We start from the raw sequence: 24,457 nt of genomic DNA, 5'->3' as shown, positions 1-24,457 counted from the left end.
ATATCGGTATGACACGTAAATTTCTCGCAGGAGCTTTTGTGCTCGCAGTACTGGCATGTTCGGCGTGGGGGTTGTGGCCTCGCGCAGTCCTCGAACACAGCAACAACAGCGTAGCTATCTTGTCGGATTACCGCGAAATCTACACTCTCGCGAAAAGCTCAGGGCTTCCCGTCGACGAAGCAATCGCCATCCTCAAGAGCAACGGGCTTACTGGCCTCATGGTGAGCGAACTCATCGGGGATCACCTTCTTCACGGAATAGGCCCGGCAGAGATGAAGACGGAGAAAGACCCCGCGACCGGCACAGAAGGTTCTGCCATCACTATCACTCCTCAGAGCGGACATTATGAGCTCCTCAATAAGTGGTTACGTCTCAGGTTCGCAATCTCTGACGACAAAACCGGGCCGGTGTTCCTAACTCTTCCGTCGAACATGCTCAGGAACTCGGGAATGATTCCTGACATTGACGGCCTCGAAGCGGCCAAGAGGGCGGGGCTTCCGATCTTCTACAGGCCTGCACCGTCCCCCGGGCACTTGGCCGACAGAGCGGCATTGATGCTCCGTGAGGTTAATTCGTTGTACCCAGTGAGCGTCTTCACTCCGTCGGGGGAATACGTCTCCGGCTATCCTGATGTCAGCAAGCTCGCAGGTGTGTCGAAGGAGCTCGGGATTCCCGTCGCGGCAGTGGAGTTCTCGCGCCAGCTCGGAGAACCTCAGCTCAACGCCCAAGCCTCTCCTCTTCTCCTTCCTCTCCACAGCGTAACGAACGACGAGATGACTTCACGCAGAATCACGCGGTCCGCCCTCAGAGACAGGATGCTGCGCGCGGCACTCGAACGCTCGATAAGGCTTCTGATGCTCAGGACAGCTCCCGCCAACACGTCGGACTTCAAGTTTGCGGATTTTGCGGAAGAGGTCAGGCTTCTCGCGGAAAGTCTGAGGTCTCACGGGTTCTCGGTTGCTTGGCCTGAGCCCGTCTTTGCCCGCAATAATCTTCACACGAGCATCTTCACGGCGTGGGCACTGTCGGCTGTGCTGATGTTCTGCGCGTGGAGATACCTTTCACGAATGAGCATGAAGAAGGGCGCGCTGGTGTTCGCCGCAGGAAGCGTTGCGCTTGCCGTGTGCGTGTGGAAGGTTGCGGTTGTTGCGCGGCTTGCGGGTGCTCTTGCTGCTCCGTTAATCGCGACGGAAGCATCACTGCTTGCGATGGACACCGGCAGGAAGAGGGCTGTAATCCCTGCGTTCGTGTTTGCGGTTGCCGGAAGCCTTGCGCTTGCGTCGTTCTTCAGCGTCGCGCGGTATATGCTGAGGCTGTCGACGTTCTCGGGAGTGAGGCTGACGCTGATACTGCCGCCCGTGCTTGTGCTTCTTCATGACCTCAAGAACAGAATCCACCCTGAGTCCGTGCTCGAGTTCCTCTCACGTCCGCCTGTGTGGGGAGAATTGATTCTGATGATGATTGTGCTCGGGTGCGTAGGCCTGATGGTTTTCAGGAGCGGCAATGTATCTTCAACGCCGGTCTTTGAGGAGAAGATACGCCTGATCCTTGAACGTTATCTTGTTGCGCGGCCAAGAACTAAGGAAGTCTTTGTGGGGTATCCGTGCCTGCTGTTGTGGTGCTACCTGGCGAAACACGGAATGCTGAAACAGTACAGGGAGTTGTTGAGGGTCGGAGTGGCGGCAGGGTTCTCGTCGGTCGTCAACAGCTTCTGCCACTTCCACACGCCTTTGACGCTGATTCTTCTGCGTGAGGCTAACGGTTTGTGGACGGGTATCCTCGTCGGACTGGCAGTCGTTGCTCTGGTGAAGTTCGTTGTTGTGCCGTTCTTGCGGCTGGTGAGGCCTCTGTTCTCATGAGGAGGTACAGAGCCGCAGTCTTGGGCTATTACGGCTTCGGGAATCTCGGCGATGAACTGTTACTGCGGGCGTGCCTTGAGATGTTCAGGCGTTGCGGGCTGAGGCGTGAAGATGTCGTTGTGCTCTCTGCATCTCCAGAAGACGCTTGCTCAGTGAACAGGTGGAAGTTCCGTGAAGTTGTGAGGGCTCTGCGTGAGAGTGATACTCTTCTGCTGGGGGGCGGAGGGCTCTTTCAGGACACTACGAGCGTGAAATCATGCGTGTGGTACTGGGGGATTGTACGGCTCGCGAAGTTGCTGGTGTGCAGGGTGTGGGCACTTGGCCAGTCCGTCGGGCCGCTGAAGTCAAGAGTGTCGAGAATGCTTGCGGGAGATGCGCTGAGACTGTGTGAGGCCGTGCACGTACGCGACGAGAAGTCGTACAGTCTCGCGAAGTCTTTGGGCTGCCGTAATGTCATCAGGGGGCATGACCTCGTGCTGAGCCTCCCTGCTGATGTTCAACCACACGCGGCGGCCTGCACGCTCGTGAACCTCAGACCGTGCGCTGACCTCGACACGTTCACGCGGATAATTGCTCCGAACCTCAAAGGCAGGGTTGTCGGTGTCGCTCTCTCTGATGAAGACATTGACGCGATGAAGGGGCTCAGCCTCACGGAGATTGTGCGGGTAAGGAGCTTCAGTGAGGCAGCAGATGTGTGGTCAAAGGCTTCGTGCGCTGTCGGAATGCGGCTTCACTTCGGCGTGCTCTCCCGAATCTTCAGGACTCCGCTCGCCATGATGCCCTACGACCCCAAAGTCAGCGAGTTCGCCTCACAGTCAGGTGTCCCGTGCATCACAGATGAATGGTGTGAACCTGTCATGCCCCGACCTGTCCCTGAGTGCTCGGGGGAGATAGACGCTCTATGCCGTGAAATGCTCGGGCTGTGATAAAATTTCCGCATGGACAAGCGCAGGATTAACGAAATCGGGTTACGGTACATCGAAAGCCTCAAGCTCTACGAAGAATTTGCGGCACGAATCCGCAACCTCATTCAAGACCTCGTCGAACTCGAAGGAGTAGAGTTCTACGCCATCGAAGGCTGGGCAGAAAAACCCGCCGAACTCCTTCGCATACTCTCAACCCTCGAGGAGAAGGACTTGACGGGGGTTGACCTTGTGCGCGTGAGAGTGCTGCTGCGCTTCCCGGAAGATGTTCTCAAGGTTGAAGCACTCATAAAGTCTGAGTTCGAGATTGACGCGTCGCGTTCAGTGCCGTCCAGCCAGCTCGAAGACCCCTTCAGGTTCGGCTATCCCGCTGTTGTGTACATCCTCGCTCTGTCGGATACGCGTTCAAGGCTCAGGGAATGGGCCAAGTATAAGACTCTCAGCTTCAGGCTCGAGCTCCGCACAATCCTGCAGGAAGCGTGGGCAACTATTTTCCCGAGAGTTAATCAGACCGTCGGAAGCATCTCCGAAAAGAAGCTGACACGACAGCTCGTGAGACTGTCTTCACTGCTCGAAGAAGCTGATGAAGGCTTCCTGAACCTCCGCAGAGTCATCAAGGATGAAGCACTGCTGGTTCCTCCGTCAGCAAACACACCCTCCCGAAAGCCCGAACCTCCAGAAGCAGAAAAACTCTTCACCGATGAAGAACTGTATATGCTCTTCCGCGACGACGAGTCCCTTCTTGGCCGGTGGAATGCTCTTGCTCAGGAGGCAGGCTTCCCGGAGTTCACGCCGGACGCTGATTACCTGAGAGAAAGTTTCCTGCACCTGTGCAACATTCTGCGGGCGGCAGGAATTGATACGCTCTCTGAAGTAAGGAGCTTCCTCGAGGAAATGGAGGCTGACGGCAAAGGCCTTAACCAGCTTAAAGCAGTGCATGACGCTTTCAGGGAGAATGAGAACTGGAGGGTTGACCCGTTTTCTGCACTGTTCCTGCTGGTGCTGAACTTCAAGTGGGACAGCCTCAAGGACAAAGACCTAGTGAGTCTGAACATCAAGAGGGGTTCAGACAGGATAAGCGGACAATAATTTTTCCGTAGGGGGAATGAATATTATGCGCGCAATAATTCTATGGGCAATAGCTTCGTACCTCATCGGCTCATTTCCGACCGGCTACGTAATCACCAAACTCTTTCACCGCGACGAGACAGGCAAACGCGACGGCCTAGACATCCGCACAATCGGCAGCGGAGCAATCGGTGCAACCAACGTAGGACGTGCAATGGGTTTCGGCTGGGCACGTTTCACTGCAGTCGTCGACATGCTCAAGGGAGCGTTCGCGTTGCTGCTTGCCGTGCACCTTGTGCCTGCTGAACAGCAGAATATCATCATGGCGGTTGCGGCTCTGGCTGTCGTGATAGGGCACAACTACCCCGTGTGGCTGAAGTTCAAGGGCGGCAAGGGCATAGCTACGACGTACGGGACACTGTTCTTCATCTGGCCGTATGAGTCTTTCGCTGTCGTCCTGCTCTGCGGGGCAATCTGGTTCGCCCTGATGAAGCTGACGCGGTACGTGTCCGTTGCGTCGATGGTGTCGACGGTGTGTATCTCGGTCTTCTTCGCGATGCTGGGTGCACCGAAAGAGTTTACGATTATTGCGGCAATTCTGGGTGCACTGTGCGTGTTCCGTCATCGCACTAACATCGTAAGGCTCATTCACGGCACGGAGAACCGCCTCAAGTAATCTGTATAGTGCTATAATTACGGCATTCCAACACAATCTTTCACGAAAGGGGCAGAAATTTTCAGCATGTCAACAATCGGTTACTATGATCCTGAAAACTTCAAGAAGGTTTATCACGCTCAGCCCAGAACGACAATCGAGACCCTCTTCTACAGCAACAACGTCCATCATGTACAGGACCTCCACGAGGCCTACAACCTCGCAAAGAACTCGCCCGGCACAATCGAGCTTACGGGAATGCCCGTCTTCCAGCCTGAAGCGCAGGGACTCCCGATGGGCGCGAATGTCCTCCTATTCAACGACGGCGGAATCTTCGGACGCACCGCAGCCGCAAGAAGAATCGTCGGCTATCCTGATGTCGACGTGGCCAAGTACTGCAAGATTATCCGCGAGGCAATCTTCAACATGCGCTATCGCAAGCTCTATCAGGCTGATGCATACGTAGGGCTTGACGAAGACTTCATGACCTCCGCACACTGCATCGTTCCTGAAGGCTACGAGAACAACCTGTACAACTGGATGATTAACTTCCAGTACGCAAACGAAGCCTACGCACCGCGTTACGCGGCATCGCGCCAGATTTCCGACCACGACGGAGACATCTTCTTTGTCGCAGACCCCGACTGGCCGCACGGAGACCCCGAGCTTCAGAAGCAGTTCCCGCTGGGAATCGCTTTCTTCTCGCCCGAAGAGAACTGCGCAATAGTTCTCGGACTGCGCTACTTCGGCGAAATGAAGAAGGGCACTCTGACCCTCGCATGGGGCATCGCGGCACGCAACGGCTACGCATCATGCCACGGTGGACTTAAGAGGTACACCCTCAAGGACGGAAGCGGCAGGAAGTTCGTTGTCGCGGCGTTCGGTCTGTCAGGCTCCGGCAAGTCGACAATCACACACGCAAAGCATGACGGCAAATATGATGTCATGGTGCTTCATGATGATGCGTTCGTCGTCAACGTAAAGGACAAGTACGCAATCGCCCTCGAGCCGACGTACTTCGACAAGGTCGCAGATTACCCCATCGGCTGCCCGGACAACAAGTACATTCTGACGCTCCAGAACTGCGGATGCATCAGGACTCCTGACGGCAAACTCATAGCCGTAACTGAGGACGTACGCAACGGAAACGGACGCGCAATCAAGTCCCGCCTGTGGTCGCCTAACAGAGTCGACAGGATTAACGAGCCTCTGAACGCCATCTTCTGGCTCATGAGAGACCCGACGCTCCCGCCCGTGCTGAAACTCGAAGGCCCGTCGCTGGCTTCCGTTCTCGGCGCAACGCTCGCGACAAAGAGAACCAGCGCAGAGAACCTCGCACCCGGCGTTGACCCTGACGCACTGGTCTGCGAACCCTACGCCAACCCGTTCAGGACTTACCCGCTCAGCATGGACTACGAGAGGTTCAAGGCTCTCATCTCCGACGGCGTTGACTGCTACATCCTCAACACCGGCAGCTTCATGGGCAAGCCCGTAGGCAAGGAGAACACCCTCATGATCATTGAGCGCATCGTTGAGGGCACGGCGCAGTGGACTCCGTTCGGCAACCTGACCGGCATCAAGACGATGGCGATTCCGGGCTTCGACGCTGACCTGAAGAACGACGAGTACAGGACTCAGCTCAAGAAGAGATTCCAGGACAGGCTGAACTTCATCAAGAGCAGAGAGACTGAGCGCGGCGGAATCGACAGGCTTCCTGACGATGCACGCGAGGCAGTCGAGAAGCTCATTGCCGAGATAGGCTAGAGACAGCAATAATTTTCTGCGGTGTCCTTTGCGGGATGCCGCTTTTTTTCTTGCCATGACTAACAACATCAATGATTTCATCATGCGCTGGAAGGACAGAGGCGACGAGTTGAGCGATACGCAGACTTTCTGGCTCGAACTGCTCGGCTGTCTGTCGGACACTCAGAACCCCGGCGAAATGATAGAGTTTCAGAAGAGGGTGGAGCTCTCTCACGTCAGCTTCATCGACGGCTACATACCCTCAACACGAATCATAATCGAGCAGAAATCGCGGAGCATTGACCTCGACAAGCCACAGACGCAGTCAGACGGCACGGTAATTACTCCGTTCGGGCAGGCCAAGAGATATTACGACTGGTTACCGGCATCACAGCGCGGAAGGTTCATCGTGGTCTGCAACTTCCGGGAGTTCAGAGTCCACGACATGGAGACACCCAGAGCAGAGCCGGAAATCATACTGCTCGAGAATCTTGGCCGCGAAGCAAACAAGCTGGCATTCCTCGTAGACAGCAAAGCCTCAAGCCCCAAAGAAATCCGCGAGCTCGAAGTCTCCGTGAAAGCCGGCGAACTCGTCGGAAAACTCTATGACTCACTCCTCACGCGCTACGTTGACCCCGACGGCAAAGCATCACAGCGGAGCCTAAACATCTTCTGCGTCAGAGTCGTCTTCCTGCTCTACGCTGAGGACTCGGGACTCTTCGCGCCGAAACAGTTTCACGACTACTTAGCCTCACGCAGAAACTCAGCACGGAACTCACTGCGGGAGCTCTTCGCCGTCCTGAGCAGGAAGCCGGAGAACAGAGACCCGTACCTCGAGGCAGACCTTCAGGCGTTCCCGTACGTCAACGGCGGGCTGTTCGAGGAAGCGGACATAGAGATACCCCAGCTCGACGGAGAGCCGTTAAGGATAATCCTCGAGGAGATGAGCGAGGGCTTCAACTGGGCGGGAATTTCCCCGACGATTTTCGGTGCAGTCTTCGAGTCAACCCTCAACCCCAAGACCCGCCACAGCGGAGGGATGCATTACACGTCGATAGAGAACATCCACAAGGTGATTGACCCGCTCTTCATGGACGGCCTCAACGCTGAGTTTGAGGAGATAACCTCAGCTCCTCCCGACAAGTCCAGAACGCAGAACCTGCGGAAGTTCCAGAAGAAGCTCGGCACTCTGAGATTCTTCGACCCGGCCTGCGGCTCAGGAAACTTCCTCACAGAAACGTATCTTTCACTGCGCCGCCTCGAGAACAGAATCATTCAGGAACTTACGCGCGGACAGATCTCCTTTGCGTTCTCGCAGGAAGAAACCCCCGTGCAGGTCTCCATCTCGCAATTCTACGGGATAGAGATTAATGATTTCGCCGTCCACGTCGCGCGTACTGCCCTGTGGATCGCCGAAACTCAGATGTTCAACGAGACCAAATCCATCGTTCAGCTCTACGAAGACATCCTGCCCCTCAAAACCTACAACCGCATCATTGAGGCAAATTCCGTCCTCACAGACTGGCGCGAAGTCATCACGCCTGACGAAAATCTCTGCGTTATCGGCAACCCTCCGTATCTGGGCTACCCTTCACAGTCGAAGGAACAGAAGCAGGAGATTGCCTCGCTCTACAAGGACGGAAAGCTGGCGGGGAAACTCGATTACGTTGCGTGCTGGTACTACAAGGCTTCGGAGTTCCTGTGCGGCACAAAGGCGCGGGCGGCCTTCGTCTCGACGAACTCAATCACTCAGGGCGAACTTGTCAGCACAGTCTTCAAGCCCCTGCACTTCGGGTTCAGGATATTCATCGACTTTGCGCACACGGCCTTCAAGTGGGACAGCGAGGCGGAGGAGAAGGCACAGGTTCACTGCGTAGTGATAGGGTTCAGCTGGGGAGAGAAGCCGGGCGTGAAGAAGAAGCTGATTACCGGCGGGAAAGTGCGGCTTGTGGACAACATAAACTTCTACCTTGTGCCCGGGCCTAACGAGTTTGCGGAGCCCCAGCCCGAGCCGATGAGGGAGGATACCCCGAGAACGTTAATAGGAGGCCTTCCGCGTGATGATGGAAATCTCCTCATGACTGCTGAAGAGAGAGACGAGCTTTTGAGGACTGACCCGCTCGCCGAGAAATTGATTCGTCCGTTCATGATGGGAGTTGACTTCATACAGAGAGTGCCGAGATACTGCTTGTGGCTGGTTGATGCAAGCCCGAGTATCATCACGAAATGTCCGCGCGTAATGGAGAGGATAGAGAGGGTTAAACAGTTCAGGCTTGAGAGCGCAAGAGCCGCAACGAGGAAGCAGGCAGAGACACCCGCGCTGTTCAGTGAGATACGTTACGCCACGAAAAACTATCTTGCAATTCCTCAGGTGTCATCGGATAAGAGGAGCTATATTCCCTTCGGCTGGCTTCCTGCTGAAGTAATACCAGGTAACACTTTGTACATGATACCTGATGCAACGCTGTATCATTTCGGAGTCCTGACGAGCAGGGTACATATGGCGTGGGTCAGGAGAGTCTGCGGAAGGCTGGGAATAGGTTACAGGTACAGTACAAGAGTGGTGTACAACACGTTCTGCTGGCCTTCACCGACGAAGAAGCAGCGCGCGAGGATAGAGCGGACTGCGCAGGCGATTCTGGACGCGCGGGCCCTGAACCCTGAGTGCAGTTTTGCGGAGCTGTACACGGACAACGCGATGCCGCTGGCCCTGCGTGAGGCGCACCGTGCGAATGATGCGGCGGTGTGTGCGGCGTACGGGTGGGCGAAGGACAGGAGCGAGGAGGATATTGCGGCGGAGCTGTTCAGGATGTACCGGGAGGCGAAGAAAGACAAATCTTGACACTCAGGCTTTGCGGGGCATATAATTTCCGCACTATGGCTAACAATAATTTTTCTGACAGCATAATTATTACCAGCATGATGATGTGTGAAGGCACATAGTTTGTCGTGCTGTTCGCTGAAGAGATAATGACGCGGGGAGTACGTACACGAAACGGCTTCCCGCTTTTGTTATATGCAGGAGGAATGAGAACGATTGATTGAACTTGAACACATTGTTAAGAGCTTCAACGCCGACAGGAAGGATACAGCCATTCACGCGGTCAATGACGTATCGCTGACGATTAACGACGGAGACATCTTCGGGATAATCGGCTTCTCCGGCGCAGGGAAGTCTACGCTTGTGCGGTGCATCAACCTCCTCGAACGGCCGGACTCCGGGAGCGTGAGGATTGACGGCGTAGAGATGACGAAGCTGAAGCCGAAGGAACTCTACAAGGCACGCACGAAAATCGGAATGATATTCCAGCAGTTCAACCTTATGCCGTCGCGCACGGTCATGCAGAACGTAGCTTACCCCCTGCGCGGAATGACTAAGGACGCAATGAAGGCACGGGTACGGGAGCTTCTGGCACTGGTAGACATTCCCGACAAGGAGAACGCTTACCCGTCAGAGCTTTCCGGCGGGCAGAAGCAGAGAGTCGCAATCGCACGTGCACTCGCCAATGACCCGGGAATACTCCTCTGCGACGAAGCTACAAGCGCGTTAGACCCGCAGACCACCGGCGCAATCCTCCAGCTCTTGAAGGATCTGAACCGCAAACTTGGCCTGACAATCGTTGTGATTACGCACGAGATGGAAGTCGTCAAGAACATTTGCCTGAAAGCTGCCGTGATGGATGCAGGGAAAGTTATAGAGAGCGGCGACGTGTTCGAGATTTTCTCCTCGCCGAAGCATCCCGTTACCCGAAACTTTGTGCGCACAACCTCCAACCTCTCGAAGATTGAGACGCTGATACGCGACGAGTCCCCGATAGTCCAGCTCAAGCCCGGCGAACTCATGGCACGGCTGGTTTACGTTTACGCGGACGTGTCGGAGCCGCTGATCTCCTACGCGTCGAGGGCGTTCGACGTGGTGATAAACATTGTGCTTGCGGATGTCGAGATTGTCGCGGGCTCAATGGTCGGCGGGACGGTCGTAATCTTCAGCGGGCCGAGAGAGAACATCAACCGTGCAATAGAGTACTACAGGAGCAAGAATATACGTGTGGAGGTGATTCAGGATGCAGGAGCTTAGCAGATGGCTTCCGAATCTCATGAGGAGGCTTCCCGAGTTCTGGAAGGCCTGCGGAGATACTCTCTTGATGGAAGTCTGGTCGGGAGCAATCATCTTCGTGTTCGGGCTGGTGTTCGGAATAATCTTGACCGTAACGAAACCCGGCGGCATAATGGAGAACCGTCCTGTGTATCAGGTGCTCGACAAGATCATTAACCTGTTCAGGTCGATACCGTTCATCATACTGCTTACCGCATTAATGCCGTTGTCGCGTGCAATAATGGGCACAGCAATTTACGTGAGAGGTGTTATCGTACCTCTGGTGTTCGGAGCAACGCCGTTCTTCTCGCGTCAGGTTGAGAGCGCGCTTGCACAGACAGACAAGGGGCTTGTTGAGGCTGCGCTGTCGATGGGATCGAGCCCGTTCGAGGTGATATTCAGGGTGTATCTGCGCGAGAGCCTTGCGCCGATAATCCGTGCAATCACAATCACAATCATAAGCCTTCTGGGATTAACCGCTATGGCCGGTGCTGTAGGTGCAGGAGGGCTCGGAGACTTCGCGATACGTTACGGGCATGACAGGAACATGCAGGACATTACGTGGGTAGTTGTGGGCGTGCTTGTCGCTGGAGTCAGCGTTGTGCAGTGGTTAGGGGAGTACTTTGCGAGGAAGAATACACACTGAGGGTTTCAGCCTTCGGTTTGTAGATAGATATTTTCGTGAAAGGAAGTATGTTGTTATGACGAAGAAGTTAGTTGTGGCGTTCGCGCTTGTGCTGGCTCTGGCACTCAGTGCATCGGCGGCGGTTACGGTGAGGCTGGGGGTTACCGGCAGCGTCTACGATGAGATGTGGGCACCCGTCAAGGAAGCTCTCGCGAAGGAGGGCATTACCCTTGAGGTGATACAGTTCACGGACTACGTTACGCCGAACCGTGCACTTGCTGACGGGGATATTGACCTCAACGGATTCCAGCACAGGATATACTTTGCCGACGAGCTGGAGAGCAGGGGCTACAAGCTCACGAACATTGCCAACACGTTCGTTGTTCCGCTGAACCTGTACTCAATCAAGATTAAGAGCCTAGACGAGATCAAGGACGGCGACGTAATCGCAATCCCCAATGACCCGACGAACGGCGGACGCGCAATCAAGGTCTTGGCCACGAGCGGGCTTATCACTCTGCGCGAGGGAGCGGGCTTCAACCCGACGAAGGAGGACATCGCCAGCTACAGCAAGAAGATTACGATTCAGGAGCTCGCGGCGAACACGATACCTTCAGCACTGCCGGACATTGCGGCGGGCGTAATCAACGACACTTACGCGCTGGACTACGGACTGAAGGCGAGCGATGCAGTTTACGCGGATCAGGCGCGCGAGCAGGAGTACTGGAACTTAATCGCGGCACGTACTGCTGACCTTGAGGACCCGGAGAAACTAGCAACGTACACCAAAGTTGTCGACGCGTACCAGAGCGAGGCAATGAAGGCGCATTTAGCAAAACTGTACGGCGGATTCTTCAGGCCTGTGGGCTGGGATGAAGGACTGCTTGTGCCGTTCATGAAGTAACGGAGATTTTCTCTGCCCCTCAGTCTTGAAGGCTGGGGGGTAATTTTTTGCTCCTCTGCTATAATCACTTCATCATAAATTTTGGACAGGAGAATTTTATGCTTCGGAGATTATTGCTCTTATCGCTGGCTGTTTTCCTCTTCATCGAGTGGGGCCCTCTCTCCAGCGAACGGCACAAATACGGCATCGCATCAGGAGACCCGTTCGTCCGAGAAATCGTCCTGACCTTCGACGACGGCCCGCGTGAAACAGGAATGCAGGAGATTATCGCCGCACTAGAACCCTACAACGTCAAAGCCACCTTCTTCGTCGTCGGGAAATTCGCACAGCGTTTCGGCAGGGTTACGCTCCTCCTGCACAACGCCGGGCACGAACTCGCCAACCACACCTACACCCACCCGCGACTGTACCAAGACCCGTCTGTTGACCACATTGCGCTTCAGGCCAAGAGGTGCGACGACGTTCTCGAGGAGCTCGGCATCAGGAAGACGCGTTTTCTCCGTCCGCCCGGAGGAGGCTGGAATCTGCGGATCTTCAACGCAATGCGCCGCAAGAACCTTAAGCTCGGACTGTGGAGCCTCAACACCGCAGACTACACCGGCCGTCCCAAAGAAGAGATTGTGCGCCTCGTTCTCGGGAGTGCACGGCCGGGAGATGTCGTGCTCATGCATTCGGGAATGCCCAACACAGTAGACGCTCTGCCGGAAATCGTAGAAGGACTGCAAAGGAGAGGCTATACTTTCGTGCGGCTTGAAGACTTGTGGAACGGCGGAAGAACATAAAAAATCTGTATCTTCCTGTTTATTTTTTTGCGCTTATCCCCGATACTTATTGCAAGTATACGGCATCTTTACAATAGGGGAATGAATATCATGATAATAAATCACAACATTACGGCATTATCCGCACTGAACACAGCGAGGGCTACGGAGGCAATGCTTCACAAGTCAATACAGCCCTTAGCTACAGGACTGCGCATAAACTCTGCCGCCGATGACGCATCAGGTATCGCAATCTCCGAAAAGATGCGCTCGCAGATAGCGGGTTACTCTATGGCCGTAAAGAATGCCCAAGACGGAATCAGCCTCCTCCAGACCGCCGAAGGTGCCTTAGGCGACTCCAACGAACTCCTGCAGAGAATGCGCGAGCTCTCCGTACAGTCGGCCAACGACACGCTGACTTCGCGCGAGAGGCAGCACATTGACGAGGAAGTCCAGGCCATCAAGGGCAAGCTGGACATGGTGGCAGAGATAACGCAGTTCAACACGAAGAAGCTGCTTGACGGGACATCTGGGCTGATGTGGTCAGCCAACGACAGCACTCTGAGGGCGACAGTTCGCGGAGGAGCGTCGATTCTGGGGAAGCCTGAGGGGAGCTACAGGATAGAGGTTCGTGCAGAGCCGGGCAAAGCTCAGGTTCAGAGGAGCAATATCTTCGAGGTCGGCAAGCTCACGAAGATAGAGCAGCAGGACAGCGACGAGGAGTCGTTTCAGGTTTTCGCGGAGAGCCTGAACACTCTGCGGGACATCGGGCAGTTCTACTCCGACACGCAGGGTGATGCGTTCATCGTGGAGGAGCCTCAGACGCTGAAGATTGTACAGGGCAACGGCAGGACGGCAGACCTCACGATTTACGGCAACGACACTCTGTACGATGTTGCGGACAAGATTAACTCGGCGGTGTCAGAATCACTCGGACAGATGGCGTACGTTGACGACGCGGGGAACTTCGGGACGATCTCTGACCTCGAGGTGATGTCTGACGATGACGGAGAGACTTACTCCCTCAAAGCCAGCCTTGTCCTTCGCAGTGCAGTGCCCGGCAGGAACGGAGAACTGTTCCTCTCCGGCGACGACAGCCTGATAAACGCGCTCGGCCTCAACACCGTACAGGAAGCTACAGAGAGCACCTACACTGTCTCGGTGTACGACGCGGACTCGGGCGCAGCACTTGCCTCTGACGTGAAGATTACGGGCAATGTCCTTCACGGAGTTATCGGCGAGAACATCAGCGTAGAGTTTGACCCGATGGCGGGAACTTCTGCGCTGTGGGACGGCGAAGCTGAGCAGTACACCTTGACGGGCAGGGACGCGTACAACGCATTCATGACCATGAAGAACAGCGGGATAATCTTCCAGGTCGGGACGAACCAGGCAGAGACTTTCGCTGTGCAGTTCGGGGATGTCTCGTCGGAAGGGCTCGGAGTTAGCGGCATCAATGTTCTCACGCGTGAGACTGCGGAACGTTCGATAGGGATAATCGACAAAGCAATAGAAGACGTTGTGAGGCAGAGGACGCAGATTGTCTCCTACAGCGACTCGCTCCAGCACACAGCGACGAACCTTGCACAGAGCGGCGGAAACCTCACGCAGTCCCGAAGCAGGATAACCGATGCGGACGAGGCCAAGTCAACAATGAGGTTCATAGAGTTCCAGATACTCAGCAAGGGACAAGACATGATTATCTCCGTCGCGAACCAGCAGCCTGAAGCAGTCTATAGCCTCCTCAACAACGACAAGTAACTTGGGGCGGCGGAAAAAGGGAAGCAGCATAGAATGAAAATATACCGCCCCGCACTCTTTCCGCAGACATAATCATACACGAAAACCTGCCATAAAAATATCCCCCGCCTTGTTGAGCAGGGGAATTGTGTTTACGTTAGGAGGTTACTTGCCGGGCTTGCCGAGCAGCTTGAACATATTGGCCTTGTAGAACTCCACGCCGGGCTGGTTGAAGGGATTTATCCCCAGAATGTACCCGCTGACTCCGCATGCAAACTCGAAGAAGTAGAACAGCTCCCCAAGCGAATGCTCGTCCTGAGCCGACATGTTCACCATGAAGTTCGCGACTCCTCCGTCAACATGCGCCGCGATTGTTCCTTTCATTGCGCACTGGTTCACGTAGCTCATATTCTTTCCCGCGAGGTAGTTCAGTCCGTCAAGGTCGTTATCCTGCGCCTTGAGCACGAAATCTTTGCGGGGGGTCTGGATGTTGAGCACGGTCTCGAACATTATGCGCGCTCCGTCCTGTATGAACTGCCCCATAGAGTGCAGGTCGGTCGTGAGGTCAACGCTCGCCGGGAAAATTCCGTGCTGATCCTTGCCTTCGCTCTCGCCGTAAAGCTGCTTCCACCACTCGGAGATGTAGTGCATTGCGGGCTCGTAGTTCGCCAGAATCTCGACGTTCTTGCCCTTGCGAAGCATTATGTTCCTCAGAGCCGCGTACTGAAGCGCAGGGTTGCTCTCGAAGGGCTGGTTCAGAGCAACTTCACGTGCCGCCGCAGCACCCGCCATCAGCGCGTCAATGTCCGCACCGCTCACTGCGATGGGCAGAAGTCCCACAGCCGTAAGCACCGAGAACCTGCCGCCTACGTCGTCGGGAATCACGAAGCATTCATAGCCCTCTGTATCAGCAAGGGTCTTCAGAGCACCGCGCGCCTTGTCCGTCGTTGCGTAGATTCTTTTCGCCGCGCCTTCTTGGCCGTACTTCTTGATGAGCAGTTCCCTGAACACACGGAACGCTATTGCCGTCTCGGTCGTCGTGCCGGACTTGGAGATTACGTTGATGCTGAAGTCCTTGCCCTCGAGCAAGTCTATCACATCCTGAATGTACGTGCCGTTCATGCTGTTGCCGATGTAGTAGATCTGCGGAGTTTTGCGGGCTTCCTTGCTCTGCTCGTTGTAGAAGCCGTGCCTCAGGAACTCGATTGCCGCGCGTGCGCCGAGATAAGATCCGCCGATGCCTGCCACAAGAAGAACGTCAGAGTCGCTCTGTATCCTCTTGGCCGCCATCTTTATGCGCGCGAACTCCTCACGGTCATAGTTCACCGGAAGGTCAATCCAGCCCAGAAAGTCATTGCCCTCACCCTGCCGGGACTTGAGCCTCTCTGCTGCATTCTGAGCAATAACCTTCATGCTCTCGACCTCATGATCTCGGACGAACCTTGCGGCGTTGGAATAGTCAAAGCCTACCATGAACACTTACCTCCATGTTAAGAATTTGGGAAATGCCTATATTTTACGCCCCGAATCACTCCGTGTAAGCTGTGCCGTTGACGTAAAGTGTATAGCTCCCTGTGTTGATTGTGCCGTTGTTCGTCAGGCTGGTAACGTAGGAGTTGCCCGTAAGCGTCCACGTCGATGTTGCATCGAGCACTACGCTGACAGTTCCTGCCTGTCCTGAGGAGTTGACTGCTCCCTCGAAGTCCGAGCTGTTCTTCAGGTTCAGTGCGAGCGTAGAGACACTGTCCACTAACATATTTCCGTTGATGTCCTGGCCGTCAGCATTAAGCGTAACTTTTCCGCCGTTGCTCCCGGAGCTTCCCCAACTGCCGGACGATGCCCTAAGGAAGTAACCTGATGAATCGTTGTTGACGATGTTGATGCTCTCGGAGAGGGTTATAGTCGTCGTGGTGTTGGTTACGTGGAAGATGTCTCCGTTCGCGTTCGTTATGCTTCCGCCTGTCATCGTGAAGGAGCTCGAGCCGTCCGAAGCATCCCCCGACATCGACTGGTAAATCAATACTGCCTGATAGTAGCTGTCGTTGCCGTTAAGGCTTGTGTGGTTCGCGGTAAGAGTCGCGTTGTCGAGGGTTACGGAGTTTCCGCCCTCAATCACGACGACCTGCGCGATGCCTGAAACAAGCGTAACGTCATTGCCGGTGATGTCAGCAGTCGAGTAAATCGCAGGCGAGCCCTGGCCGTTCGCGGTGTACGTTCCGCCCGTAACAGTGATTGTGCCGCCGCCTCTGTCTGACCTGATGGCTGCAGATGAACCGCTCTGCGTCGTGATGGTGAGGTTGCTGGCCTCGATTGTTCCTCCGCCGGTAACCATGATGCCGCCGGAATTGTTCTTGCTGGTCGTGATGGTTGAGTTGGAGATGGTGATTTTCGTTCCGTCGCCCGAGCCGCTCCCGCTGAGGTTGCCGCCGTACGCGAAGACTGCATTTCCGCCGGTTGCATTGCTGGTGATCGTCGCGTCCTCAATCGTCAGGGTACTTCCGCCGCTCGCGAATACTGCCGCGTTCGAGCCCGTCCAGTCGTAGCCGCTCTCGCCGTCGCTCTGGCCTGTTGCGTCGCCGGTCTTCGTTACCGTAACATCACTGTAGCTTGCCGTCCCGCTCGTGAGTTCGATTGCGTGCTTCCCTTCTTCTGTCGCTGTGTACGAAGTAACGTCCTCACTGTCCGTTGAAGGTGTAGCGTCATCGCTGTCTACCGACGGAGTAACGTCCTCGCTGTCCGTTGAAGGCGTAGCGTCATCGCTGTCCGTAGGCGGTGTGGGCGGTACGTCGCCGCTCTGGGGAGTAACATCCGGGCTCGTGGGTGCTGGATTGTCGCCGCTCTCTGGAGGTGTGGGCGGGACATCGCCGCTCTGGGGAGTAACATCCGGGCTCGTGGGTGCTGGAGTATCGCCGCTCTCTGGAGCAACATCCGGACTAGTCGGTGTCGGTACAGGAGTCGGAGAAGGGTTGTCCGGCGACACCTCAGGAGTTACGGATGAGGCCGAAGCCTTCGTGATGACCGGCGCGTAAGTCTTCCCCGCCGTCATGTACACTGCAGCATTAACGTGCTTGTTCGCCGGGACTGTCGTTACAGTCTTCCCGTCGTCGTCAAGGAAGATGTACGAGCCGTCCTCTGCATCAGCCGCCGAAAACTCTGAAGCCGCCGCATTAGCTTTCGAAATCATGTGCAGGTAAATCGCATCCCCTGCGTTAAGGTTGTTCAGAGCAACGCCGAACACGTACACAGCATCTTTGTCCACGCTCATGGTCGGCAGAGCTGCTGCCGCTGTCTCGTTCGCCGGAATTGCGGCCTTCTCCTCGTCGCTGAGGTCATTAAGCGTCCTCTTACTGCCGGAAGCACTTTCGGGAAGAGCCATGACCTCCGTTCCGTTCGGTGCGTTCAGGCCGGAAAGTATCGTCGATACCGTCTCAGGATCCTCAACGTCAACCGTAGGTGTCGTTACGTCCGGGCTGGTTGGTGCAGGCGTAACGTCCTGGCTCTGTGTATCAGGACTGTTATTGTCGACGAATGAGCTGCTGCTTCCGCCTCCGCAGCCTCCTGACGATACGAGCACAATAAGTGCCAGTGCCATTAAACATAAAAACTTGCTGTTCTTCACTTGCTAAAACCTCCTGCAAAATTCTTCCATCTTGTCCATCGACTCGCTGAGAGTCTCCATAGACTGGGTACAAGCTATGCGCAGATACCCTTCTCCCGTCTGTCCGAACGCACTTCCGGGCAGAACTGCTACATGTGCTTCATTGAGGAGCTGCCACACAAATTCCTCGCTGCTCAGCCCCGTCCCCGAAATGTCAGGGAATAAGTAGAATGCTCCTTCTGCCGGGTGGCACTTCACCCCCTTCATCGCGTTTAACCTGCGCTCCACCATCTTCATGCGTTCGCCGAAAACTGCCGCGCGGGCTTTGACTTTGTCGTCCTGAGTGTTCATAGCGTAAGCCGCCGCCTTCTGCGATAACGTGTTCACGCCGTAAGTCTGGAACGACGACAGAACACACATTGTGCTGATGACGTTCTGCGGGGCGAACATGTAGCCGATGCGCCAGCCGGTCATGCAGTGGCTCTTAGAGACTCCCGCCGCAAGAAGAGTGCGTTCCTTCATGCCGGGAATGTTGGCAAAGCATACGTGCTCGCCTCCGAACACCATAGACTCATAAATCTCATCACTCAGCACAAATAAATCATGTTCAATCACAAATTCGGCAATTTCCTCGAGCTGCTTAAGCGATGCCACACGTCCCGAAGGGTTGCCGGGATAGTTGAGGACTATTGCGCGGGTTCGAGGTGTTGCCGCCGCACGGAGCTCGTCGATGCTGGGCGCAAAGTTGTTCTCTTCGCGCGTTTTGATGCACACAGGGACTCCTCCGTTCCCGCGAATCTGTGCCTCGTAGGGCGTGAAGTACGGCTCGATGAGCATAACCTCATCTCCCGGGTTCAGGAGCGCGCCGAACGCCAGCCACGGGATGTGAAGTCCGCCGACCGAGATATATACCTCATCAGGAGAAGCCTTGAAGCCGTGATGTCTCTCCCAGTACGCGCAGGCTGCCTCGCGAACGTCAAGGTAGCCTTGTAGCGGAGGGTAGTGCGTGAAGCCTTCCTTAGCCGCACGTGCCGCCGCGTCTACTATGTCGGGCTCGGTTACGAAGTCGGGTTCGCCGATGCTGAGGTTGAGCACGTCAGTCATCTTCTCGATGGCCTGAAAGACTCTCACCATTCCCGACGGTTTCTGTCTGCTGAATTTCTTTGCCAGTTCCATAATGCTACACTTCCTTGTCTGAATGGATGCTGCTAATTGTATCAAGTGTTATCTTCAACCAGCACAACGAATCCTCGCGGAGTTTGTCGAGTTTGCGGTCAACTTCACGGAAATCAATCGCTGACCTCAGCGTTTCGTCGGGAACTCTGCCGCTGAAGATCCGGCTCTCAAGCGACAGCAGTTCTGCGATGTTGTAGATTCTGAAGTTCTGGTTGATGGGGTCATCATGTGCGAAGCGTTCGAACTCGACGAAGTTCACGTGAAAAATTATGGAGAAGACCATTCCGTGAAAGGAGTCCGTGCAGACAAACGCTGCATCTCTGAACAGAGCTAGAAACTCTGCCGGGCCTACGGGAGACGTTATGCAGCCTTCACGGTGCAGATCCTCCACGAAGACAGGGATAACTTTCACCTCTAGGCCGAGCACTCCGGCAATCCTTCTGCTCTCTTCGTAGTAGCTGTCGTTTGGTGTGAGCATGTAAACGAGGCAGTAGCCCCCCCCCCCCGTCGGTAATATCTGCAGGTTCGTATACGTATATTTCTCCCACTCACTGGCCTTGAGCAGAAGCGCAGGGTCTAGCACAGCCTCAACCTTTCTGTTCAGCCACAAGGATAGCGTCTCTGCGGAAGCCTTCTCACGTACGGAAAGATACGCTATATCTCCGGCAAGCGCAATCACCCGCTGTCTGACAGCCTCACTCCTCACGTGGTTAGTGTCGATGCTCGGAGCATACGCCGCCTTCTTCGCCCTGTCGTGAACAAAGTCAAGGTAGTAATGTGCGTCCAAGCCTAGCGGAGACCATATCTGATCGCTTCCGCAAATCACAGCGTCAAAGTTCTTTGCGACATCCTCGAGCTCCTGCATTGTGTCGCATTTCTCCGTAAGGGATATGTTCTCACCGAGAAAGCTGAGGAACTTCTCCTCACGTTCTGCGGGAGCATAGTTCCTGTGTCTTGGCCGGAACAGTCCTGCAATTCTCCGAACAATCCTCACCGCCAGAAAACGGAACAGCCCCTCACGCTTTATGCTCTTCATGCGGCTGTCGGGCTTGTAGTTAATCACCGACGGTTCATGCCCCAGAGCCTTCACCCTGCTCGTGAGTGCCGTAACCTGCAGAGCAGTGCCGTAGTTGTGGTACGTGAACCACGTCATTATTCCTACTCGCATTACGCTTCTCCCTTCACTGCCTCTTGAACGGCCAGAACCTCAACAGCGGCTTCCTGTCTTTCTGCGGCTTCTTGTCCGCTGACGGTTCAGGCACCTCAACAACTGCTTCACGCTTCCTGTCCAGTATCAGCATACTGACATACATCGACTGCGCGTACAGCTCACCTTTCTCTGCAGCCTTGAAGTACAACGACTTTGCGAGTTCAGGATACTCATCAACTCCCCAGCCGTAAAGGTACATATCTGCGAGCATGACCATTGCCAGCGCATTGCCGTCGTCCGAGTAAACTTTCAGCGCGGGAAGAATCACGGCATAGTCTCTCGAGAGTTCATCGCCTGACAGAGGCTGATTCTCCGCAAGCAAAGATACTTCCGCGAAGTTTTCCGGGCTTCTGAGGAGACTTACCCTAAGCGCGTGGAGTTCCGCCGGAGTCTTGGCCACAAGCGCGAGCCTCTCAGGTGCTCCGTCCTTTCCGTCAAGGCAGTCAGCAATCATGAACACTCTCTGCCGGTCAGGACTGCTCATGCCTGCGGTAAGTTCGTTGAGCTTCAGTAAACGCAGTGCCTCGCTGAACAGCATCACCGCAGGAACACCCGCCCTCATGTACTGCAGGACTGCCCCGCTGAGTTCCTCCTCGTAGCCGAAATCGATGTTCGCCGACAAGCACCTTATGCCCTCGTCCTTCTCGTCAAGAGCGTAATATACAGCTCCGGCAAAAAGGTTGTTGACCCAGTCCTCGCGCATTGTGTTTCCGCGCATGATGCCACAGAACCCAAGAAGTACCTGCCGCTTCTCCTCGTCGTAAGGCAGTCCGTCCTTCACCAGGTCATTTATCCTGAACTTCGCCGCCTCCAGCATGTAGGGGTCTCTACGCAGAACCGGCCTCCACACTTCGTCGAACACGTCGAGGCACACCCGAGCTTCTTCCTCGTCGCCGGTGTCATGAGCTGCCTTCGCCCTGTAGTACCAGTACGGAGCATACACGCGGAAATCATCCTCGAGTGCCTGAAGCATCCTCAGTTTCTGCGCAGGTTCATTGTCCCCGTCGACGGCCTTGCTGAAATCATCCATTGACCGCTGGACGAGACGGTATTCATCGGGAAGGCTGTACTTGTTCATCAAGTTCCACGACGACGAGAGCAGCTGCTTCTGAAGTTCATTGAAGTCGGCCAAGTCTTCTGCCTTCAGGCGGTAAAGGTTGTCCTCGAGAGAACCTTTAAGGTTCACGCCGCCGGTCTGGTACTTGAAATAGCTCGCCGCACCGACAGACAGCAGAGTGCTGAAGCTCCCGAAGAATGCTCCGATGCTCCCGTCTTCGCGGATCGCCGCAACAGAACTCTTCCCGAAGTCAGACAGCGCGCCGGAGATCGACTTCTTGGCCGCCGCGTCGTAGTTCTTCCTGAGGTACTCTGCCTCCTCACTGCGGAGCTTCTTTCTGCCCGCAACGTCCAGCAGCTTCTCGTAAAGCTCCGTGATTTCCGGGTCTGAACGTATGTTGCCGAGACTTAGGTTATTGATGATGTTCTGGTACTCGTCATCAAGGACTGCACGGCTCTGCGTGGTGATTATCCTGTGGACGGACACAACCGCCATGTTCAGCGCGAGCATCGTGTTCTGAGGGTCATATTCTTCTGCGCGGGAAATCCCCTGAAGCAGGAGAATGCTCACAAGCAATAACGCTAATTTCTTCATCATTAGACACAAAAGCGGAGAAGCCGTGAATGACTCCTCCGCTGAAGTTACGTTAATGCGTTACTTGCCGGCCAAGTATGCGTTCATGCTCGCCGCAGCTCTGCGTCCCTCGCCCATCGCAAGGATGACCGTTGCCGCACCGAGAACGATGTCTCCGCCTGCCCATACCCTGTCAATGCTGGTCTTCTGCGTCTCAGGGTCAACAATGATGTTGCCGTACTTGGTTACGTTGAGGCCTGGAGTAGTCTGCGCCATCAGAGGGTTGGAGTCGTTGCCGAGAGCGATGACTGCCGCATCAATGTCGAGCACGTGCTCAGTTCCCGGAATCGCTACGGGCTTCCTTCTGCCGGACGCATCAGGCTCGCCGAGCTCGTAGCTCAGAAGCTCAACGCCCACAAGCCTGCCCTTGTCGTCGCCGATGAACTTCGTCGGGTTCTCGAGGAAGTGGAAATCTACTCCCTCTTCAAATGCGTGTGCAACTTCCTCGATACGTGCCGGCATCTCAGCGCGGGTTCTTCTGTAAACGCAGTAGACCTTCTCCGCACCGAGCCTTAAGGCTGTACGTGCACCGTCCATTGCGACATTTCCGCCGCCGAACACTGCAACTCTCTTTGCGTCGTAAAGCGGTGTGTCTGCGTGGTCTCTGTCGTAGGCCTTCATGAGGTTCGAGCGCGTCAGGTACTCGTTCGCGCTGAATACTCCGATGAGGTTTTCGCCCTCAATGCGCATGAACTTCGGCAGTCCTGCACCCGTCCCGATGAACGCCGCATCGTATCCGCCCTCGTCAAGCAGCTGCTCGAGGGTTGCCGTGCGTCCGACAAGGAAGCTCGTCCTGAACTCAACGCCCATCTTCTTGAGGTTCTCGACTTCTTTGGCGACGATTGCCTTCGGAAGACGGAACTCAGGAATACCGTACACCATGACTCCGCCGGTCTTCTGGAACGCCTCAAACACTGTTACGCTGTGGCCTTCACGGCGGATGTCTGCGGCTACTGTGAGTCCTGCAGGGCCTGAACCGATTACAGCAACTTTCTTCCCTGTGTCGGGCTTCGGCGTGGGCACGGAAATAAGGTCATGTGCTCTCTCCCAGTCTGCTACGAAACGTTCAAGCCTGCCGATTGCTACTGCCTTCTCGGGGGACTTCAGCATCTTTCCGACGGTGCAGAAGCTCTGGCACTGCTTCTCCTGCGGGCAGACACGGCCGCAAATCGCGGGAAGAAGGTTCGTGTTCTTGATGGTGTCAACTGCGCCCTTGAAGTCGCCTTCCTGAATGTGCTTGATGAACTCGGGAATCGGTACGCTCACAGGACAGCCCTTCTTGCACGGAGCTGCTGCGCACTGAATGCACCTTTCGGCCTCAACGCGCGCCTGAGTCTCAGTGTAGCCGAGCGCAACTTCTGACATGTTCTTTGCGCGGACTACAGGGTCTTGTGAGGGCATCTCCTGCTGAGGAATCGCTGTTCTGTCCTTAGCTACAAACTTGCCATCTGCCTTCTTGGCCTCTATGCCAGCCCACAGTCCGGCCGCTTCTTCCTGCAGAATCTCTGTTGTCTTGTGTTCGCTCATCGTTATGCCCTTACCTTTCCGGCATCAAGCCCTACACGGCACTTGTGGTCTGCCTCGCGTTCCTTGTCCTTGAAGGCCGTCATCCTCTGCATCATGTTGTCGAAATCGACCTGGTAGCCGTCGAACTCAGGGCCGTCAACGCACACAAACTTTGTCTGGTCGCCGACCTTGACGCGGCAGCATCCGCACATTCCCGTGCCGTCAATCATTATCGTGTTGAGCGACGTTGTGATGGGTACGCCGAAAGGTCTTGCGGCGGCAACGCAGAACTTCATCATTATTGCCGGGCCGATTGAGACTATCTCGCTGACCTTCTCCTTCTCGCAGAGCTCAGTGAGAGGTACGGTAACGACTGCTTTGCGCCCGTAGCTTCCGTCATCAGTAACGACGATGAGTTCATCGCTGGCCTCACGCATCTCGTCCTCGAAGAACAGAAGCTCCTTTGTGCGTGCGCCGATGATTGTAACTACCTTGTTGCCGATTGCGTGGTTCGCCTGAACTATCGGGTGAAGAGGAGCGATGCCGATGCCGCCGCCTACACAGACGACGATGCCGTCCTTCTTCTCGATGTGGGTGGGTTTGCCCAGAGGCCCGACGAGTACGGGTACATAGTCTCCCTCGTTGAAGGTCATGGAGAAGCGGCGGGTTGTTGCCCCGACAGTCTGGAAGACGATTGCGATCCAGCCTTCTTCGGCGTTTGCGTCGGCGATGGTCAGAGGTATGCGCTCGCCGTAGTCCTCGTCAATCTGGAAGATGATGAACTGTCCCGCCTTGCGGTTGCGGGCGATTTCGGGTGCTTCGACCTTGTAGTAGAAAACGCTCTGGTCTCTCTCTTTGTCGTAGGAGAGCTGGCGTTTCTCGAGTATCTTATGCAAAGATATT

The 24,457-nt window shown here is 55.4% G+C and carries 18 protein-coding genes; 11 read left to right on the top strand and 7 right to left on the bottom strand.

Going from position 1 to position 24,457, the window contains the following annotated elements; all coding sequences use genetic code 11:
* The first annotated feature begins 8 nt into the window (after nt 1-8).
* The 11 genes from IJT02_05825 to IJT02_05775 all read left to right on the top strand — a co-directional run bounded on the left by IJT02_05825 (nt 9) and on the right by IJT02_05775 (nt 14,395).
* Complete coding sequence (locus tag IJT02_05825) at nt 9-1,859, top strand: hypothetical protein (GenBank protein ID MBQ7544446.1); 1,851 nt, start codon at nt 9-11, stop codon at nt 1,857-1,859.
* A complete protein-coding gene (locus IJT02_05820; protein ID MBQ7544445.1) occupies nt 1,856-2,785 on the top strand; it encodes a polysaccharide pyruvyl transferase family protein in 930 nt (309 codons plus the stop codon). Before IJT02_05825 ends, IJT02_05820 begins: the two co-directional genes overlap by 4 nt.
* A 12-nt stretch (nt 2,786-2,797) precedes the next feature.
* A complete protein-coding gene (locus IJT02_05815; GenBank protein ID MBQ7544444.1) occupies nt 2,798-3,871 on the top strand; it encodes a RelA/SpoT domain-containing protein in 1,074 nt (357 codons plus the stop codon).
* 25 nt (nt 3,872-3,896) lie between these two features.
* Nucleotides 3,897-4,526: a glycerol-3-phosphate 1-O-acyltransferase PlsY gene (gene plsY / locus IJT02_05810; protein MBQ7544443.1), complete on the top strand. Its 630-nt coding sequence runs from the start codon at nt 3,897-3,899 to the stop codon at nt 4,524-4,526.
* A 66-nt stretch (nt 4,527-4,592) separates the two neighbouring features.
* Nucleotides 4,593-6,269, top strand: a complete 1,677-nt coding sequence (locus IJT02_05805) for a phosphoenolpyruvate carboxykinase (ATP) (GenBank protein ID MBQ7544442.1) — start codon at nt 4,593-4,595, stop codon at nt 6,267-6,269.
* A gap of 55 nt (nt 6,270-6,324) precedes the next feature.
* Complete coding sequence (locus tag IJT02_05800) at nt 6,325-9,090, top strand: class I SAM-dependent DNA methyltransferase (GenBank protein MBQ7544441.1); 2,766 nt, start codon at nt 6,325-6,327, stop codon at nt 9,088-9,090.
* Nucleotides 9,091-9,285: 195 nt separating this feature from the next.
* A complete protein-coding gene (locus IJT02_05795; GenBank protein ID MBQ7544440.1) occupies nt 9,286-10,326 on the top strand; it encodes a methionine ABC transporter ATP-binding protein in 1,041 nt (346 codons plus the stop codon).
* A gap of 19 nt (nt 10,327-10,345) precedes the next feature.
* Nucleotides 10,346-10,990, top strand: a complete 645-nt coding sequence (locus tag IJT02_05790; GenBank protein ID MBQ7544439.1) for an ABC transporter permease — start codon at nt 10,346-10,348, stop codon at nt 10,988-10,990.
* Nucleotides 10,991-11,045: 55 nt separating this feature from the next.
* A complete protein-coding gene (locus tag IJT02_05785) occupies nt 11,046-11,873 on the top strand; it encodes a MetQ/NlpA family ABC transporter substrate-binding protein (GenBank protein MBQ7544438.1) in 828 nt (275 codons plus the stop codon).
* Nucleotides 11,874-11,971: 98 nt separating this feature from the next.
* Nucleotides 11,972-12,655: a polysaccharide deacetylase family protein gene (locus tag IJT02_05780; protein ID MBQ7544437.1), complete on the top strand. Its 684-nt coding sequence runs from the start codon at nt 11,972-11,974 to the stop codon at nt 12,653-12,655.
* A 90-nt stretch (nt 12,656-12,745) separates the two neighbouring features.
* Nucleotides 12,746-14,395, top strand: coding sequence for a hypothetical protein (locus IJT02_05775; protein ID MBQ7544436.1), 1,650 nt, complete (start codon nt 12,746-12,748; stop codon nt 14,393-14,395).
* Between the two features lie 144 nt (nt 14,396-14,539).
* Here the strand turns inward: IJT02_05775 and IJT02_05770 are convergent, their stop codons facing one another.
* The 7 genes from IJT02_05770 to IJT02_05740 form a co-directional block, all read right to left on the bottom strand.
* Complete coding sequence (locus tag IJT02_05770) at nt 14,540-15,853, bottom strand: glucose-6-phosphate isomerase (protein ID MBQ7544435.1); 1,314 nt, start codon at nt 15,851-15,853, stop codon at nt 14,540-14,542.
* Between the two features lie 49 nt (nt 15,854-15,902).
* On the bottom strand, nt 15,903-17,993 hold the full coding sequence (locus IJT02_05765) for a hypothetical protein (protein ID MBQ7544434.1): 2,091 nt from the start codon (nt 17,991-17,993) through the stop codon (nt 15,903-15,905).
* Between the two features lie 3 nt (nt 17,994-17,996).
* Complete coding sequence (locus IJT02_05760; protein ID MBQ7544433.1) at nt 17,997-19,148, bottom strand: pyridoxal phosphate-dependent aminotransferase; 1,152 nt, start codon at nt 19,146-19,148, stop codon at nt 17,997-17,999.
* 4 nt (nt 19,149-19,152) lie between these two features.
* Nucleotides 19,153-20,316, bottom strand: coding sequence for a polysaccharide pyruvyl transferase family protein (locus IJT02_05755; protein ID MBQ7544432.1), 1,164 nt, complete (start codon nt 20,314-20,316; stop codon nt 19,153-19,155).
* A 13-nt stretch (nt 20,317-20,329) separates the two neighbouring features.
* Entirely contained in the window at nt 20,330-22,012 is a 1,683-nt protein-coding gene (locus tag IJT02_05750) for an SEL1-like repeat protein (protein MBQ7544431.1), read from the bottom strand.
* Between the two features lie 57 nt (nt 22,013-22,069).
* A complete protein-coding gene (gltA, locus tag IJT02_05745) occupies nt 22,070-23,449 on the bottom strand; it encodes an NADPH-dependent glutamate synthase (GenBank protein MBQ7544430.1) in 1,380 nt (459 codons plus the stop codon).
* 128 nt (nt 23,450-23,577) lie between these two features.
* On the bottom strand, nt 23,578-24,450 hold the full coding sequence (locus tag IJT02_05740) for a sulfide/dihydroorotate dehydrogenase-like FAD/NAD-binding protein (protein MBQ7544429.1): 873 nt from the start codon (nt 24,448-24,450) through the stop codon (nt 23,578-23,580).
* Nucleotides 24,451-24,457: the final 7 nt, after the last annotated feature.

It is taken from the genome of Synergistaceae bacterium (assembly GCA_017450125.1).
Classification (GTDB): domain Bacteria; phylum Synergistota; class Synergistia; order Synergistales; family Aminobacteriaceae; genus JAFUXM01.
This window is presented reverse-complemented; position numbering and strand designations above follow the sequence as displayed.